The organism is Methylosinus sp. shoA (genome assembly GCF_059718125.1).
The window spans coordinates 2,469,041-2,485,291 of the sequence record NZ_AP046091.1; the positions used below are offsets into that span (position 1 = coordinate 2,469,041).

Annotated in this window: 11 protein-coding genes and 2 pseudogenes; 1 reads left to right on the forward strand and 12 read right to left on the reverse strand. The window is 61.9% G+C overall.

The features are described 5' to 3' along the window. Positions 1–62 precede the first annotated feature (62 nt). The 10 genes and pseudogenes from AC6IW9_RS11180 to AC6IW9_RS11225 all read right to left on the reverse strand — a co-directional run. Positions 63–701 (reverse strand): hypothetical protein, encoded by a 639-nt coding sequence (locus AC6IW9_RS11180; protein ID WP_497763837.1) that lies wholly within the window; start codon positions 699–701, stop codon positions 63–65. Next, complete coding sequence (locus tag AC6IW9_RS11185) at positions 691–5,400, reverse strand: RHS repeat-associated core domain-containing protein (RefSeq protein ID WP_497763838.1); 4,710 nt, start codon at positions 5,398–5,400, stop codon at positions 691–693. Before AC6IW9_RS11185 ends, AC6IW9_RS11180 begins: the two co-directional genes overlap by 11 nt. A 1,012-nt stretch (positions 5,401–6,412) precedes the next feature. Then, entirely contained in the window at positions 6,413–8,170 is a 1,758-nt protein-coding gene (locus AC6IW9_RS11190) for a relaxase/mobilization nuclease domain-containing protein (RefSeq protein ID WP_497763839.1), read from the reverse strand. Between the two features lie 370 nt (positions 8,171–8,540). Then, complete coding sequence (locus AC6IW9_RS11195; protein ID WP_497763840.1) at positions 8,541–9,317, reverse strand: lytic transglycosylase domain-containing protein; 777 nt, start codon at positions 9,315–9,317, stop codon at positions 8,541–8,543. Between the two features lie 4 nt (positions 9,318–9,321). Beyond that, a pseudogene (locus AC6IW9_RS11200) lies at positions 9,322–9,647 on the reverse strand (DUF736 domain-containing protein). A gap of 35 nt (positions 9,648–9,682) precedes the next feature. After that, positions 9,683–10,228 (reverse strand): S26 family signal peptidase, encoded by a 546-nt coding sequence (locus tag AC6IW9_RS11205; RefSeq protein ID WP_497763841.1) that lies wholly within the window; start codon positions 10,226–10,228, stop codon positions 9,683–9,685. Next, positions 10,225–10,743, reverse strand: coding sequence for a DUF2840 domain-containing protein (locus AC6IW9_RS11210; protein ID WP_497763842.1), 519 nt, complete (start codon positions 10,741–10,743; stop codon positions 10,225–10,227). The genes AC6IW9_RS11205 and AC6IW9_RS11210 overlap by 4 nt, the downstream gene beginning before the upstream one ends. Continuing rightward, entirely contained in the window at positions 10,740–10,934 is a 195-nt protein-coding gene (locus AC6IW9_RS11215) for a ribbon-helix-helix protein (protein WP_497772500.1), read from the reverse strand. The genes AC6IW9_RS11210 and AC6IW9_RS11215 overlap by 4 nt, the downstream gene beginning before the upstream one ends. Positions 10,935–11,048: 114 nt before the next feature. After that, positions 11,049–11,687 carry a ParA family partition ATPase gene (gene parA / locus AC6IW9_RS11220; protein WP_497763843.1) on the reverse strand — a complete coding sequence of 213 codons (639 nt, stop codon included), beginning with the start codon at positions 11,685–11,687 and terminating at the stop codon, positions 11,049–11,051. A 419-nt stretch (positions 11,688–12,106) separates the two neighbouring features. Next, positions 12,107–13,114, reverse strand: a pseudogene (locus AC6IW9_RS11225) (replication initiator protein A); the annotation flags it as partial. A gap of 740 nt (positions 13,115–13,854) precedes the next feature. Between AC6IW9_RS11225 and AC6IW9_RS11230 the strand changes: the two are divergent. Continuing rightward, positions 13,855–15,195: a site-specific integrase gene (locus tag AC6IW9_RS11230; protein WP_497763844.1), complete on the forward strand. Its 1,341-nt coding sequence runs from the start codon at positions 13,855–13,857 to the stop codon at positions 15,193–15,195. A 147-nt stretch (positions 15,196–15,342) separates the two neighbouring features. Here the strand turns inward: AC6IW9_RS11230 and AC6IW9_RS11235 are convergent, their stop codons facing one another. Together AC6IW9_RS11235 and AC6IW9_RS11240 are read right to left on the reverse strand one after the other, a co-directional pair. Beyond that, on the reverse strand, positions 15,343–15,927 hold the full coding sequence (locus AC6IW9_RS11235; protein ID WP_497763845.1) for a type II toxin-antitoxin system VapC family toxin: 585 nt from the start codon (positions 15,925–15,927) through the stop codon (positions 15,343–15,345). Then, on the reverse strand, positions 15,917–16,207 hold the full coding sequence (locus AC6IW9_RS11240) for a hypothetical protein (RefSeq protein ID WP_497763846.1): 291 nt from the start codon (positions 16,205–16,207) through the stop codon (positions 15,917–15,919). Before AC6IW9_RS11240 ends, AC6IW9_RS11235 begins: the two co-directional genes overlap by 11 nt. Between the last annotated feature and the right edge of the window lie 44 nt (positions 16,208–16,251).

The window sequence follows — 16,251 nt, forward strand, 5'->3', positions numbered from 1 at the left end:
TCGCAGCTATAGTTGCGTTGTACCGTTCGCGTCGTAGCTCAATGACCTACTCAGAAATTGGCCTATGAATAAATGAACCATTCTGAATTAAAGATGTATACGAGCCCAGAATACCGCTCATCAACCCAAGCGTATGGTCGATAGATACTTGCTTTCCTGCTGCACAGCACCTCAACCAACCAACCATTCTCACTTAGCAACCCCATACGCGGGTCGACAGCGTCGGACCTAGAAAATATCTTACCGATGCTGTCAATTTCATTAGAATCACAGAACATCAGGAAAAAGTTGTTATGATCCAACAGTAAATGAGTAATTACAGTATAATCTAGATAGTTGACTTCAATAAAGCCACTGAATAGTATTCCGTGCGGTCGGCTGCGCATAACCTCTTTAGAACGTGCGCCATCTGGCAGAATAATGCCCTTGTCTGACATCCGGCTCCATAGTTTCTTGTATCTAGAAACCCTGCTGTCTTCCAACCATCCACTATGCGCAAAAAGCACGTGGCGCCCGTTTGGATAAGTCGTCGCCACTCGCTGCGCTATAACGCTAAGCGCCTCCTCGACGACAGTTGCTTTGTCTGACCAGTTGTTATCAATATATCCAACCGCACTCAAACAGCAAGGAAGGTTGTCAGCTGTAAAGAAGTCGTTATCTTTCCGAATGTCGCAGACGCTTACAAATCGCTTAGTAGCCATAGTGACCACCTTGTCCGCGTATGTTGAAGTGGGGGCCCCGGTTCTGTGTCGGATTGTCCGGGTAATTGTGTCCTGCTGCATCGTTAGCGATTGTCGTCTTTCCGAATTGATACTGCCGCCCAGGTTGCGGATTTCCATTTCGATCTCTATTTGGGCCCTGGTTGTCAGGTTGCTGACACATCGGGATGCCGGCGTCTCTTTTTGCCCCACGGAAAGCAGCATTCGCACTCGGGTAGTCTCTGTCTGGCCCAGACAACCAATCGCCAATGACTGCACCGGTCGTTGCGCCCAGCCAGTACCCGGGGACACCTCCCCCGGCGGGGTCGATGAGTTCGCCGATGGCCGCTCCGATGTACCCACCCCAGCTCATCCCGCGAAGGGCTCCAGCCACGGTCAGGCCAAACGGATCGAAGTATCCAGTCGGGTTTCCTTCGACATACGCATAGAGGCTCAAACCTCCTGCCTCCCCGATCGGATCGCGGCTGAGCCAACGCCCGGCCACGGGATCATATGCGCGAAAGGCGGCGAAATAGAGCCCACTCGCGGGGTGGTTTTGCAGCCCGGCATAGGCAAAGTCCGTGACCGGCGTCGTGCTCTGCAGGGCGTTACCATATGGGTCGTAGCTAAACGCGGGCGCGTTCGTGACCGAGGCGAAGCCCCGCCGCACCGAGCCGATTTGATCCAAACCGTAATAGTACATCAAGACAGGCGATCCGGGAACGAATTCGCCCTCCGCGTAATACCCTCGTGTCGGCGAGTTGCTCGCATCCCGGGCCTGACAGATTTGCGAGCCGCACCAGACATAGCCGGTCGTCACTGCACTCCCGCCGCCCGCCGGCGTGTTGGCGATCGTCGTCCGTCTCCCGAGCCCGTCATAGGCAAAGGCAGTGGCCTTTCCCGGCTGCCCCGGATAGGCGATGGCGACGAGCCGGTTCTCCGCATCCCAGCTGTAGGTGCGCTGCCCGTCCGAGAGCAGATTGCCGTTCGCGTCGTAGCTCAACGACTGCCCGGACAGATTCGTCAGCTGGTTGAGATTGTTGTAGCTCGCCGTCTGGCTCATCACGGAAGGATAGACAGGCGCCACGTCGCTCGTCTCGGTGATCGAGGAAATGAAATTCTCCGGCGTCGTCGTAAACTGAAAGTTCGAGAATTGGCTCCCCGATAGCCCGACATTGCCGATGCTCGCAAGACGCCGGTCTCCAGAGTTGGGGAGGTAGCTCCAGTTCGTGGAGAGCGTCGAATTGAGGAGCAGGCGCTGAGTGATCTGGCCGGTCTGGCCGAGATAGCTCAGCGCAAAGGAGCCGAGATCGCTCGCATGGCCGGTCAGCCGCCCGATGGCGTCATAATGAAACGTCTCGGCTCCGGAGCCGGAGACGGTTCGCGAGCTCCGCCGTCCAAGCGCGTCATAGGCGTAGTCGATCTGATAGGCGCAGGTCGATGCGCCGGTCGGAACGACGCATTCCTGCTGCAGCCGCAAGGCGCCGAAGGAAAAGCCGCCGACGTAGCTATATTGCGTCGCGCCATTGCCGTCCGTCATGGATGCGATCCGCGGAAAATAGGCGTCATAGGCGAAGGCGACGTTCGGCGTCGGGTTCGCGGCGTTGGAATAGGAGACGCCCGTGAGGCGATCGTCCTTCGCATAGGCATATTGCTTGATCTGCCCGAGCGCGTCGGTCACCGATTTGAGCCGGCTGGTCGTCGTCTCATAGCCATAGGAAACCGTGCTGCTGTCGGCATATTGCTTGGTCGCGAGCCGACCGCGAACATCATAGGTCCAGCTCGTGACATTGCCTTTGGGGTCGGTCAAGCTGGTCAGCGCGTTGACGCCATTATAACCGAGCTGTGTCTCATTTCCGAGCGGATCGACGATTTTCGTGAGCCGTCGATTGGCGTCATGCGTGTAGGTCCATAGCCGGCCTTCGCGATCCTGGAAGGTGGCGAGATCGAGCTTGTCATAGACGTAGATATCCGTCGTGCCGTCCGGATAGGTGATCTTCGTCACGCGATCGGCCGCATCATAATCGTAGGTCGCGATCCATCCTTCCGAATCGGTGTAGGTCCTCACCCTCGCATAGGTGTCGTAGGTGAAGCTCGCCGCAGTGGCGCCATTGGCGTTGGTGATCGTCGTCAGATTGCCGACGGAATCATATTGGTAGCTCGTCGTTTCCTTCAGCGGATCGGTGACCGAAGCCAATTGTCCGGCGGCGGTGTAGGCGTAGACGGTCGTCTGACCGGCGGCGTCCGTGTAGGCGAGAGGCCGATGCTTGTCGTTGTAGGTAAACTGCGCGATCGGCGTCAGGCCGCCATTCACCGTCATCTGAGTGACGGCGAGAAGATCGATCTGATTGAGGGCATATGAAAATCGCGTCGCGCGCCCGACAGGGTCGATCGTTTGCGTGAGATTGAAGAAGGCCGACGTGTCGTAAGCGTTTTGGGTGAGCTGCGTCGAGCCGTCGTCGAGAACGCGGCCGATCGCGATCGGCTTGTTGAAGGACCCGGCAAAATTGCCGCTCGATTGCCCTGGATAGGAGAACCACACTCGATTTTCGAGCGGCTCCTTGACGCTTTCGATGCTGGTCGATTTCAGGCTCGAATTCGGAACATGGGCGAAATGACGGACTCGGGCTTTCGTGTAGTCGCATCCGCCGGTCGGCGTGCAGCCGGCCGAGATGTAAGCGTTCTTGTCCCAATGAAAGCTGTTCCGATATTCGAGATATTGGTTGACCGGCGCGACCGGCATCCCTTGTGGAACTGCTGAGGCAGGTTCGCTGCCAGGAATCGGCGCCGGCTCGAGCCATTCTTCTCGTTCATTATAGCCGAGCGGATCCGTCACTTGCAGGAAGCGCGGTGGGCCGCTCGTGCCCGGAGCGGTGTAGGAAAAATTCGTAACTCCGTACGGCGTCGTCATCGAATTGACGAGCGAATTGGAATCATAGGTGAAACTCGATGTGAGCCCGATGGTGTCGGTTATCGAGACGAGGCGTCCTGCAGAGTCGTAATTCAGCTTGGCGCTGCGACCGAACGGGTCGGTAATTCGCGTGAGGAGCAGAGGCCAGGAGAATAGTTCGTAACTGAAATTCGTTTGACGTCCTGTCGTATCCGTCAGCGAGACGAGCCGGCGCTGATTATCGTATCCGAGCGCCAGGACATTTCCTTGTGGGTCGATCAATTGGCTCAAGAATATCCGGCGCGGGTAGCCGGCGGCGCCATCGGACTGCGCATAAATTTCAGAGCTGCCATCCGCGAGCATCCTCCTATATTGAATAGGGCTCTGCGACACCAACGTAAGTATGGAGCCGTCGACATATTGCGCCGTAAACTGGCCGGTGCCGCTATTGTAACCTGTATAGTAAAATGCGCCGCCGCCTGTGAGATAGCGAGAGACGTTCGCGCCCGGGTTTGTCGGGTCGTCGGTCACATAGCTGAGCCAATTCAGCGTCCATTTTGGACCAATATTGTAGAAGTTGAAGGCTTGAGGCTGGCTATCTTCCCGTTGATTGTAGGAAAGAGACGTCGTCGCCGACGGACCTATAGAAGGAGAATAGCCGACCGGAGTGTCCGAAAGCGTCAGGCCGACAGCCGATTCCTTGATATTGTAGCGGCACATGCCTCTTGAGCAGCCACCATCGTCAGCAGTTGGATCGCCCGCATCTCCCGGGCTGTTGCCGTCTGACGGGCCTTTGCCCCAGATGTAGCTCGCCTCGCGATTGTCTACCGAACGCCAGCCATCTCCGATTGTCGTGTCCGCTGGCACGAGATAATAGCCGCTCGCTTCCGAGTCGAGCGCCGTTTGCGTTACCCAGATCGCACGGCCGGGAAATATCGGATCGACGACATGAAAACGACCCGCATTTTCGCCGATTATCGCAGCGAAATGTCCGACCTTCCAATGCACGATCGCTGACTTCGGCGTCTGTTGACCAGGCTTGCGAAAGACCAGCTTGAAGGGGAAATCGGCCTTGCCCGCCAACTGGCCGATTTCTTCCAGGCTGGTCCCTCCAGGTCGAGCATGGTGCCATTGAAGGAAGTTCACCTGTTCGGCCGTGGCGCCCAAAGAGGTCATAAGCGCTTTGAGCGCCATCGGACCGCAGCTGAAAAGGTGTCGCGGATCCTTTTCGGATAGAACTAACAAATCGCGTGCGGTCTGCAAAGACTCTGTCGCCGAGCCTGTGATGGGACGTCCGTCGATGTCTTTGAACAGCGCAGCCACATTCTCCATTTTGCCGAGTGATGCATAAAGATGGCTGAGTTCACCAACAGCTCCGTCGATCAGAGCCCTGGCGCGTGGATCGCTTGCATTTTTACCGAGGCTCCACGCTTGCTTCCACGCGTCGATCGCCCGGGAATAGTATCCAAAATGGAGATACAAATATCCCAGGTTGGTGAGTATCGCAGGCGCCCACCCAGATCTTGGGTATGCTTCCAAAAACCCGGTCAGCTTTCCAACATCGTCGGGTTTGTCACGGTTTTCATAAGCGAGGATCGCCTCGGAAAGCACGCCGTCCTCGACCGAAGACGTCTGTGTCGTAGCAACCAACGCTTCGGGCAAATGCGCGGAACCTATAACGCTTCGCGCGGCGTCTCGATCTGAGACGGTTGCTGCTAACGTAGCTCCGGTCGAAAAGAGGGCCGGCAGCACAGCGGCTATGATGATGCTCATTATTGTAGCAAGCGTGCCACGCCCGTCCTGCGCCTTCATCTACGCCTCCGTGAAAGCTTGGTTCGACCTTGCGTCGACAATCTGTGAGTCAATTAGGATATGCGTATATTCGGCAAACTCACCGACGAGCCTCCCGAAGCCGCATCTCGCGCGTTTTTCATTGAGGCGCCCAATCGAAACACCCCCAACTTCCTGTGCCCCAAGCAGGCGTTTGAGGCGCGCCAGAAGGGATATTGGATTGCGCCGAACGATTTCCATTTTGGTCATAGGCGTAGACAATGCAAAGGCCATTGTCGTACAGAGCCGTTGTGAGGCGACCGGCTCTATCATAAGTATACGACGCGGACGCCGCAGCTTCATTTGCTAATGTTACAGTTAGAAGCAAAAAAACTACTGTAAAATGAATCCGCCGATCGATGGGTATTCGCTTTAAGCACATGGCGCTTTCCTCAATATACACAACGCTGTGTAGCGCGCGCTTCACACTGTTGCCAACGTGACGAGATTGCTGGCCAGCGTGAAGGTTCTCAGTTTGGCTATTCGCGCTTTGGCATAGCGCCGTGCTGCGGGCCTTTGCTGAGTTCGCACGAACGATAGGAGATGACCAACTGAAGCAGCGAAAATCCGGTGGTCAAATTGCATGCCTCAATCTCCGACGAAAAGGCTCGCGTACGTATACGACGTTAGGGATATTACTGTGACGAGGGTCGAACGTCTACTGGACGCGGCCGCTTTTTAGATCTCCGCGAAATTTGGTCGGCGGCTTGGGTTTCGAATCGCAAACAAATCATTCGGGAGAGCCGCTGGGATGTCCGAGATGCGGCTGGAAGCCGAGGCGCCAGGCCCGTCCATTCGGTCGTCGCTCATATCGTCGTCAGTACGATAAGCGATACGATGAGAATCTGGCCCCGGAGAACCCTTGCGGCGGACATGGCGCCGCCGTTCAAATCGAGCGAGGCGTCGAGACGAAGACGTGGTCCAGGCGCATTCAAGCGTGTTCGCGCTGCGCAAAATAATGGCGTCGTGAACCGGCGACGAGGCTCGCCGATCATCATAAGCCCAATCCTCGTTTCCGGCCGATGCTCCAATCGATGCCGCCGTCGTCTCGTGCCATCCCCGAGACGAACTGGCCGAGCTTTTTCTCTAGCGTGGGCGACCAGGGCACAAGCTGGAAGCCGAAACCATCGTCGATCATGGCGAAGCGCCCGGAGGCGAGCGCGAGGCGCTGACGATAGACACCAGAGACCCGATCGCCAGCTGCGGCCGGCGTGCGCGGTAGGCTGGTCTCGGCCGAGAGCTTCGCGGCGGCGTCGTTCAGCTCGCGGCCGCGCAGCGTCACGAGTAGGTCGCGCTGGAAAATGATCTGCCCGCCTCGGCGCTGCGCCAGTCCTTCGGCAATGAGATGCACGGCGCGCGCCTTCATGGCCTCGCGGACCTCGCTGCCGAATCCGCCCATCGCCAACGGCGTCGGCGTGCGCTCGACGAGGCGGTGATCGAGCCAGGTGGCGCCCGAAGCGCCGATCTGGCGGTCCAGATCGAAATCCGAGCGCGTCGCCAGGACGAGCGTCGGCTGCGGATCGTCGGCGCCGCCGAAGCTGCGCACCTCGACGCCGCCGCCGATCGGCGGGGCATATTCGAACGCCTCGACGCCGCGGAAGCGGACATGATGGGCGCGGCCGTCGGTCCCGTCGATCACGGCATAGGCTTCTCTGCTCAGCTCGTCGTGCAGGCCCTTGTCGACGAGCCGCCCGATTATCGCCGTTTCTGAAGGCACCGCGTCGATGGCGTAGTCGCCGACGCCGCGGTCCTGGCCGCGCTCGGTGAAGGCGCGGTGCATAGTCTTGATGATGTCGCCGCGCATTCCGAGATCGCGCAGCGTGCGTTCCGCCTCCAGGCCGATCATCCATCGGCCGGGACCGGCGGAGGCGGCGAGCCCCATTCGTTCGAGCTTCTGGATGCGGCCGACCATCAGGCGGCGCAGTTCGGGGTCGTCGAGACCAGGACTCGCCGGGCGCAGGTCGACCAGACCCGCCTCGTCGGCGGCGAAACGGATGGCGGCGTCGAGCCGTGTCCAGCGATCGGCGTCGACCTCGCGCTCGAGCGCCGAGCGGATCGCATGTTCGGGGCGCGGGCCGAGCTCGATGGCGACGAGATCTTCCGCGCGCGAGCGCAGGCCGCGGCTGATATAATCGCGGGCAATGACGAGATCGCCGCCGGTCTCCTCCACGCCGCGCACCAGCAGATGGACGTGCGGATTGTCGGTGTTCCAATGACCGACAGCGATCCAATCGAGCTTCGTTCCGAGATCGGCCTCCATCCGCCCGGCGAGGTCGCGGGTGAAGGCTTTGAGATCGGTCATCTCGGCGGCGTCCTCGGGCGAGACGATGAACCGGAAATGATGTCGGTCTCCGTCGCATCGCTCGGCGAAGGCGCGATCGTCGGCGCGGTCGTTCGTTCCGTCGAACATCACGCCCTTTTCGCCATCCCGGCTGACGCCCTCGCGCTTCAAATAGGAAAAATGCGCGGACAGCGGCGCCGATCGAAAGCTGCGCCCCGTGTGGCGGACGACGCGCGCCTTGACGACGACTCGGCGGCCAGGATCGAAGAGGCGGGCGCGGCCGAAGGCGGCGCGCCCACGCCCGAAGCAGGAGCAGCGAGCGGCAGCGGATCGCGTGCCGCTATGCGGCGTCGCAGGGCCGGCCTTGCGCGCGGCTTTCAGCACCTCAGCCACGAAGCTCTTCGGTTTCGCCCCCCGGGTCGCGCGGACGCGGCCCGGCCGGACGCGGAAGTCATTCTCCTCCCGGCTCATCGGAGCGCCTCACTGAGGCGAACGGCGGCTGCGAGAACGTAGTGTGCAAGCTGAGACCTTGTAACTCCGCGAGGATGTGCCGAAACCTGCCAACGACCGACCGGCCTGCCAGACGAAAGACGAGTCGCGACAGCGACTTGTCTGCCGGCGTGGCAGGCGCTTTTATCTCGCCGTAGTCCGGTCGTGATCTGCACTGAATTGCCTTCCACCGTTCTCTCTTTGCGACATTGCGCTCTGAAACGCTGGAATGCGAAGTGGTCACAAACCGCGCTCGCAATGCGTCTGCGCGCTTTCAACGCCGGGCGAAAGATGGCGATGAGACCCGTCGATGCACGAAGGTCGGCAGTCCGACTGCAACAGCGGTGCTGGCTCATTGCACATGCTCCGTCGACGAGAGCGCGACGAACAGGCCGTCGGAGCGAGGCGCGATGGCGGACATATCGCGCGTGACGGCGACAGCTGTCGTGTCGGTTGCGGTCCGACTTGGCGCCGGATGAATGGCGGCGCGTCTGCTGTCGTCCCGTCCGACGAACAGCGGCGCCTTTATCCACAGCGACAGACCAGAGACGGAGCGAATGGCGGGTCGAGCACTATCATTTCCCTCGATGAGAGGGGCGAGCGCCGCGACATAGGCGACGGTCTCAGATGGCAATGACCGGTGCCCGTCGCGATAATCCTCGTAGCGGCGCGGTCCCGCATTATAGGCCGCGAGGAAGCCCGGCGAGCCGTAGCGCTCGTGCAATTCGCGAAGATAGGCCGCGGCGGCGAAGATGTTGTCGCGCGGGTTGAAAGGGTCGCCGGCAAGAGCGTAACGGGCGCGCAGCTCCGTCCAGGTGTCGGGCATGATCTGCATGAGTCCCACCGCACCCTTGGGCGAGACGGCATCTCGCTCGCCGTGGCTTTCGAACTTCATGACGGCCCGGATCCATGCCGCGGGAATGCCGAAGCGCCGCGCCGCCTCTGCGACATGGAGCGCATAGGGCTCGCCACCCGTCGGGCGCTCGATCGGCGCTGCCTCTGCAGGCAGCACTCCGCCCAGTGTGCAGGTCGGGGCGAGGCCGATAAGAAGGACGAGCGTGAATCGCGCGCGCGTGCAGGCACGGTTTGGGCGGTCCGATTTGCGCATGAGCGGGAGTGCGGGACGCATGTTGTCAGTCCCGCTCGTTGCGCTGTTGAAATCGGGTCCAGTGCAGAATCCAGCTCGACTTGTCTTCGTTCGACTGGAACAGATCGGCTGCGCCAGGGCAGGATCGTCGAGGAGCAGCGAGACGTAGTCGCCGGCCTTCTCGCCGATGAGCTTCCATGCCGCTCCGATCTCTGGTCCTTCGTCGTTGCCGAGCAGGATGCGGTAGTCCGGCGCGTTCTCCGCGCCGCCATGGTCGGAGGGAACGAGAACGATCTGGGCGCCGAGCGACAGCGTGTGGATGGAGCCAAAATAGCCTGACTTGGTGCGGGTGAATCGACCGATCTGCGTCATCGGAACTCTCCATGATTGGTAAAGTCCTGTGGGTGTCAGTCGACCGCGGCGCGCCAGATGAAGCGCCCGTCGCCTTCTTCGTCGGTCCAGATCGGAACCGCGCGAGCGACGATCGACGTGACGGGGAATGGACCGAAGTAACGGCCGTCGAGGCTGTCCTGGACGGTCGGATTCATGAGAAAGACCTCGTCGGGCCGAAGCGTCCGGCAGCCGCTCCAACTCGGCAGCGGACGGCCGAGACGATCACGATCTCGCGCTGCGCCAACGTCAACGCCATCGACAGTGACGACGGGGCCGGCGCGGCATATGGTCTGTCCCGGGAGCGCCAAGACATGCTTCAAGAGCAGCGCGCCCTTCGGCAGGAATCCGCCGTCGGCGAGGAAGCGTGCGATGGGTTCCGGTGGTCGGACCGCGACCAGTTCCAGGACACGGAGGTGACCGGCGGGTTGAAGCGCATAGAGTCCCGTCGGCGTGCTCGCCGTTGCGTTCCAGACAAGCCGTGGCGTGACGGGAACGAGGGTCTGACCGCCGATCAGCAGCACAGAGGAGAGCGTCGCCGTGACATAGCCGAGGCGGATCATGGCGCGGTGGTCCGACGCTTCAACCAAGCGTCATGCTGCTCGCGCGTGTAGGCGCGCGGCTCGTCGCCGACGGCGAGACGGCTGTGAAGATGTCGCCAATAGTCGGGCGACGCGTCGGCCGGATCGACGCCGATCGCCTCTATGGCGTCGATCGCCTGAAGCGCTCGTTCGACCCTCGGCCAGGCGTCGACGCGGAGCAGGATCTCGCCACCGGGCCGCACGAAAGGAAGCGTCTGATAGCGCTCTCCGGCTCCGACGGCGCGCACGACGTCGATCCGCGAAATCACCGTGCCGTAGTCATTTGACGCCCATCGGACGAAGCAGAAGATGCTGCCCGGCGCAAAGCTGGCGATGCGGCGGCGGCGATCGAGAATCTTGTCTGCGGCGCGATGGCCGAAGCGAATCCGGAACTCGACCTTCTTCTCGATCCACGTCAGCTCGACATGGGTGAGAGGCGCGGCGTCGCGAAGCGACGGCGCTTCGACGCGAGCGGATTGTGGCTCGTTGTCGTTCATGATGTCTCTCCGGGATCGTCGGGGAATTCGCGCGCGAGCAGGTCTCGCAGCATGTCGGCGACGGTGACGCCGCGCCGAAAAGCGGCGACCTTGATGCGGCCGCGGAGCGCCGGCGTGATGTCGATCGTCAGGCGCGCGGTGAATTTGCCGGCGTCGTTCGCGCGCCGGGCGGGAGCGTCGGCCGATTTGATCCAGCTCTCGGCGTCGCCGGGACGCGCAGCGAACCGCGCTTCGGAGTGCGCTCATTCATGCGGCGCCTCCGTCGGCGAACGACGAGCGATCGCCCTCCACATCGGCGAAGATCGTCATGGCGCGATCCTCCCGATCTCGGCAGCGAGCGCGACGATCTCGCGCGCGGCCGGCGTGTCGTCGGCGAGCTCGCAGACGAGCCGCCCGGTCTGCGCGGCGTCGGCGAAGGCAATGCGCTGACCGATGGTGGCGGAAAGCGCCGGCGGATCGTGATCGGCGAGCGTCTCGACCGTCTCGCGCGCGATGACGGTGCGCGCGGCGCAGCGATTCAGAACGAAACGGGCGGCGAGTTGCGGACGATAGATGCGCGCCTCGCCGAGCAACGCCAGCATCTCGGCGGACGCCCAGCCGTCGAAGGGCGACGGTTGCACCGGGATCAGCGCCAGATCGGCGGCGAGCAGCGCCGAGCGCATCAATCCGGCGACGCGCGGTGGACCGTCGATGACGAGGTGGTCGACGTCGCGCGCCAGCTCGGGCGCCTCACGGTGGAGCGTGTCGCGCGGCAGGCCGACGACAGTGAACAGCCGCGCGAGGTTCTCACGCGCCCTCTGCTGCGACCAGTCCAATGCCGAGCCCTGAGGATCGGCGTCGATCAGCGTGACGCGCTTTCCCTGCCGAGCCCATTCGCCGGCGAGATGTAGGGCGAGCGTCGTTTTGCCGACGCCGCCTTTTTGGTTCAGCAGCGCGACGATCATGACGCGCCTCCTTCCCTCTCGCCGAAGGGAGCAGGCGCTTGGAAAGTCGCATCGTCCGTAAAGCCGGATTTACGGAAAGTCGTATCAGGCGTATTCTTCTCAGAAGGGCGATTCGGTTTGCGCGAACGCTCGGACGTGCTGTCGGTGTTCGAGGTTTCGTGAATTCGCTGCCGTCCGGATTCGCGTCTTTCCAACGAGTTGTCGGAAACCGCTTGGTCCCTGGTTTGTGAACTCGCTTTGGAATGGTCCGGGTTTGTGGACTGAGCGGCGTCACAAATCGCAAGAGGTGGAGCGAGAGGCGATCGACGTGAAAGCCCGGATGTCGAAGGCTTTTGCAGAAGCTTCGGGTCGAGGTTCGTGGGCTCGGTACAGGAATTGGGCCTTTGGTTCGCGAAAACAGGCCCCGGTTCACGAAACCTCGCGCTCCGACATGTGTTTTCCACACCGGCCGGCCGCCAAGAAAAGTTAGAGTCTATGTTAGACTCTAAGTTAAGAGCCGGGATTTTTTCTTCGGGCCAGAGGGTTAGCTGCCCTCCGCGCGCCCGAAGTCCCGATAGGGCTGCGCCCGAAATCCCGATACCTTGCGCGCCCGAAATCCCGAGCGTTTCCACAGCTTTATCCACAGGGGCTATGGATAAGTTAGCGGGCAGGATGCGGAGCAGCTCGCGCCGGCCTTCGCGCTCGATCCGCAGGTGATAACCGGGCAGCGATTGCCGGCACACGATGAGCCGGATGTCGATCGCGAAATCCCTGAGCCTGGCGAGGCTGCCGGATTTCTGATGCAAATGCGGGATGTCGAAGGCCCAGCCCTGCTTTTGCTGACCGGCGTGCTTGCGGGCGACGCGATAGAGCCAGCGTTCGACGCCGCCCGTCAGCCGGAAATAGGCAGGATCGATGGCGAGCACGAGCGAGCGGTCGACGACGCCGCGGTAGAACCATTCCGGGAGAACGAATTCCATGCCTTCGACGCGGCCGTCGCGCGTCACGCATTCCTCCCATTCGTTGATCCAGGAGAACTGACTGCGGCGCCAATGCTCACCGTTGCGAATGGTGGTGCAGATGGCGGTCGACTGCAGGCGGGCGAGCGCGCCCTTCAAGAGCTTGTAGTCGCGCGCGCCGGTAGCCCGTCCGATCGCCTTGAGGAGCTGATAGGGCGTGAAGCGGAGGAAGCGGGAAGTCGTGAGACCCTGGTTCTCGGCCTCGACGATCTGGCTCGCCGCCCAGATCAGCACGTCGGCGTCCCATATGGTCGCCATGCCGTGCTCGGGCATGGCGAGGACTTCCACGCGCGCGCCGGCCGCTTCGTAGAGGATCGGCGTCGTGCGCTTCGCCTTGGCGAGCGAGAAGAAGGGCCGCTCCATGAGATCGCGCTGCCGGGGAAGCACTTCAGCATTGTATCGGTGGTGTTCCTCGAACGGTAGAGTCATATTCACCACCGCGTGGGCGTGGAATGCCTCGGGAGGGACGGAGCCCGTTTGGAAGCGGCCCGACGGCTGGTTCTTGGTCCTTGCGGGGTGCTGGGGCCCGAACAGGCCCGGGCCCAGGCGCGCCAGAAGCTGGCGGCCGTCACCGAGGTGGCCGACTCGGATCGTCACGCCGTCCGCGACGGCGCAATCGTTGTGGATGTGTGCGATTGGTATCTGAGGCACGCCGGTGAGCCCGACAGCGGTCGCCGATTTCGTTCCGCTGGGCGCCGGAATCGGAGTTGGAGCAAGGTCGCGGGGTCGTGCCATGCACGGGCTGAGGTGGAACGCGACGACCTCCTCGGACATAGGACTGTCGACGATGAAGGATCGCCAGAGGGAGTCAGTGGCGCTGACGGCCCGTTCCAAGGTGGTGGACACCATGTGGACACCACTTTGGAAAAGCGAAAGGCCGCCTTGCGGCGGCCTTTTCATAACGCTCTGGAATATATTGTCTATTTTGGAGCGGGCGAAGGGATTCGAACCCTCGACCCCAACCTTGGCAAGGTGCCCCAGAGCCTTCGCTGCGCAGCGACGCGCTTCGCCCGTCTACGAAATATGACTATAAAACAATATATTATATGAACGCTAGGCCGCTGTGTTTACGCCCGAGTGGCCTCCGACTTGCTCCGAACTGCTTGGAATCAGCTCCGATCAGGGGTATAATCTGGTCATTCTAAGCAGATTTGCAGCAGGTGATTGATATGGCTTCCGAAAAGCTCACAAAACGGATCGTCGACGCCCTCAAGGCTCCCAAACCTTCGAAGGTTGGGGTCAAGGTTCGAGAGCATTTCGTGTGGGATCGGGAGCTGCGCGGCTTCGGCGTCCAGGTCATGCCGTCGGGCCTCAAGAGCTTCGTCATCCATTACCGCACGCCCGACGGCAGGCCGCGCCGCGCGGTCATCGGCCGGTTCGGTTTGATGACCGTCGAGGAAGCCCGCGATCTCGCGCACGAGAAATTGGTCGCGGTGTCCAAAGGACTTGACCCTTTTGCCGCAGAAGCGGAGGCCGAAGGACGCGTCACTGTCGCAGAGGTCTGTGACTGGTATCTCGCCGAGGCCGAAGCCGGCCGCATCCTCGGCCGGCGCCGGCGGCCGATCAAAGCTTCCACCTTGGCGATGGACCGCAGCCGGATCGACTCCCACATCAAGCCCTTGCTCGGACGGCGGCAGGTCGGCTCCCTGAAACTCGGAGATATCGAAGCCGCCCAGGCCGATATCGCCGCCGGGAAGACCGCGAAGGCGCGCAAGGGCAGCCGCGGCGGCGCGACCACCGGGGGCGAAGGGGTCGCCGCCCGAACGCTGTCGACGCTGCACGCGATCTTCGAACATGCGGTGCGCGTCGGCAAAATCCCGAGCAACCCCGCCAAGGGCGTTCGCCGGCTCGCCAGCGCGCCCCGTGAACGGCGGCTCAGCCGCGTCGAGATCGAGCGTCTCGGACAGACGCTGCGCGCCGCCGCCGAGGACGGCGAGCATCCGACCGCACTGGCCGCCATCCGCTTCCTTCTGATGACAGGCTTCCGCCGCATGGAAGGACTCGGAGTCGAACGCGGCTGGCTCGACGAGGAAGAGGGCGCGATCCGATTTCCGGACACGAAGAGCGGCGCGCAGACCCGTGTGATCGGACAGGCCGCCATCGACCTGCTCCTCGCTCGGCCCGAAGCAAAGTCGCCGTTCTTCTTTCCCGCCGACTGGGGCGAGGGGCATTTCATCGGGGTCGTCCGGGTGCTCGACCGCATCTGCGAGCGCGCTCGCCTCGTCGACGTCACGCCGCACACGCTGCGCCATACATTCGCGAGTCTCGCCGGCGATCTCGGCTTTTCCGAATTGACTATAGCCGCGCTGTTGGGACATGCCTCGCGGGGCGTGACCCAGCGCTATATCCATATCGACGAAGCCCTGCGGATGGCGGCGGATCGCGTCGCCGACGAGATGGCCGACATCCTCGATGGCCGGGCGACGATCGCGCGCTCGCGTCGACGCGGGGCGCGCCAATCGCAGGAATCCCCGGAAGCCGTCGACACGCCGTCGCAGGCGGCGCCTTAATTGCACCGTCGGCGTGCGGCCTCGAACGGCCGATCGACTTCATGCGACGACCGCTGAATCTGCAGTGTTGTACTTGATGACGGCAAGGCTTGTCGGCTCGAGCACATAACGCTGACTGGCGAGAGTCTCGCGCCTCGATGCGCTTCGTCATGTCGAGCCAGATTGGCGTTGCTGCGCGTAGAACAGCACCCGGCCTACCGGAAGAATTTGGTCAAAACAGTCGAAATCCCGGACATTGCGCGTCAGAACCGTCCATCCGCGTTCGAGCGCCTGGAGATAGAGGCTCGCGTCGTTCAACAATAGCGTCCGTTCGCTTCGCTCGAAACGCAGGAGACGCGCGACCAGACCCGCCAGCATCCCTGCTTCTCCCATCGCGGTCTCCGACGGCGATGAGATGCGATGGCCGGGAATATCCTCGATCGTCCGTCGGATCTCGCGCAGCACATCTTTCGTGCCGAGATGAGCGGGATCCAGACGGCCGAACAGGTGCGTCATCTCTGCCAAGCAAACCGTGGAGTGGTTGATGATACGCGTCTCGAGCAGCTCATCGACGCTCGCCGGCGTGCGCCCTTGCAGCACGTCGATGTAGACGCAGGTATCGAGCAGCAGCTCGGAGCCCGCGGAAACCGGCGCTTCGACAACCGGCAGGGCCTCGAGCGGGCGCAACGGGATCGCGCCCGCCTTGCGCTGCGGCTTGACCCGCCGAAGCGCACGCGCGAGATCAAAGCTCAAGGTCGATATCTCGGGCAATCCGGCCCTTACGACGGACGAGCTTTGTGCCGAAGTCGTCCTCGAGCGCCACTTTCGCCAGCGCGTATTCGAGCAGTTCGGTATCGGAGGCTATACCGGACTTCTCCTTCGCGGCCGCCACGAGGTCGCGACGAACCCGCCCGCCGATCCGGCCATTCTCGCCGCCCAGTAGGCCGAGCTCTCGCGCCGTATCCATGACCGCGCGTCGCCTGATGCTCGGCTGAACCGGGATATCGGAAGTTTCATGGATCGGCTTCGGCATTGCGACTCTCCTCGTTAGACGAAATAGAGATTTTGGCCAACAGT

Excerpts from the sequence above, each read along its gene's own strand:
- AC6IW9_RS11180 (WP_497763837.1), bottom strand. The coding sequence starts at position 701 with ATGGCTACTAAGCGATTTGTAAGCGTCTGCGACATTCGGAAAGATAAC.
- AC6IW9_RS11185 (WP_497763838.1), bottom strand. The coding sequence starts at position 5,400 with ATGAAGGCGCAGGACGGGCGTGGCACGCTTGCTACAATAATGAGCATC.
- AC6IW9_RS11190 (WP_497763839.1), bottom strand. The coding sequence starts at position 8,170 with ATGAGCCGGGAGGAGAATGACTTCCGCGTCCGGCCGGGCCGCGTCCGC.
- AC6IW9_RS11195 (WP_497763840.1), bottom strand. The coding sequence starts at position 9,317 with ATGCGTCCCGCACTCCCGCTCATGCGCAAATCGGACCGCCCAAACCGT.
- AC6IW9_RS11205 (WP_497763841.1), bottom strand. The coding sequence starts at position 10,228 with ATGATCCGCCTCGGCTATGTCACGGCGACGCTCTCCTCTGTGCTGCTG.
- AC6IW9_RS11210 (WP_497763842.1), bottom strand. The coding sequence starts at position 10,743 with ATGAACGACAACGAGCCACAATCCGCTCGCGTCGAAGCGCCGTCGCTT.
- parA (WP_497763843.1), bottom strand. The coding sequence starts at position 11,687 with ATGATCGTCGCGCTGCTGAACCAAAAAGGCGGCGTCGGCAAAACGACG.
- AC6IW9_RS11230 (WP_497763844.1), top strand. The coding sequence starts at position 13,855 with ATGGCTTCCGAAAAGCTCACAAAACGGATCGTCGACGCCCTCAAGGCT.
- AC6IW9_RS11240 (WP_497763846.1), bottom strand. The coding sequence starts at position 16,207 with ATGCCGAAGCCGATCCATGAAACTTCCGATATCCCGGTTCAGCCGAGC.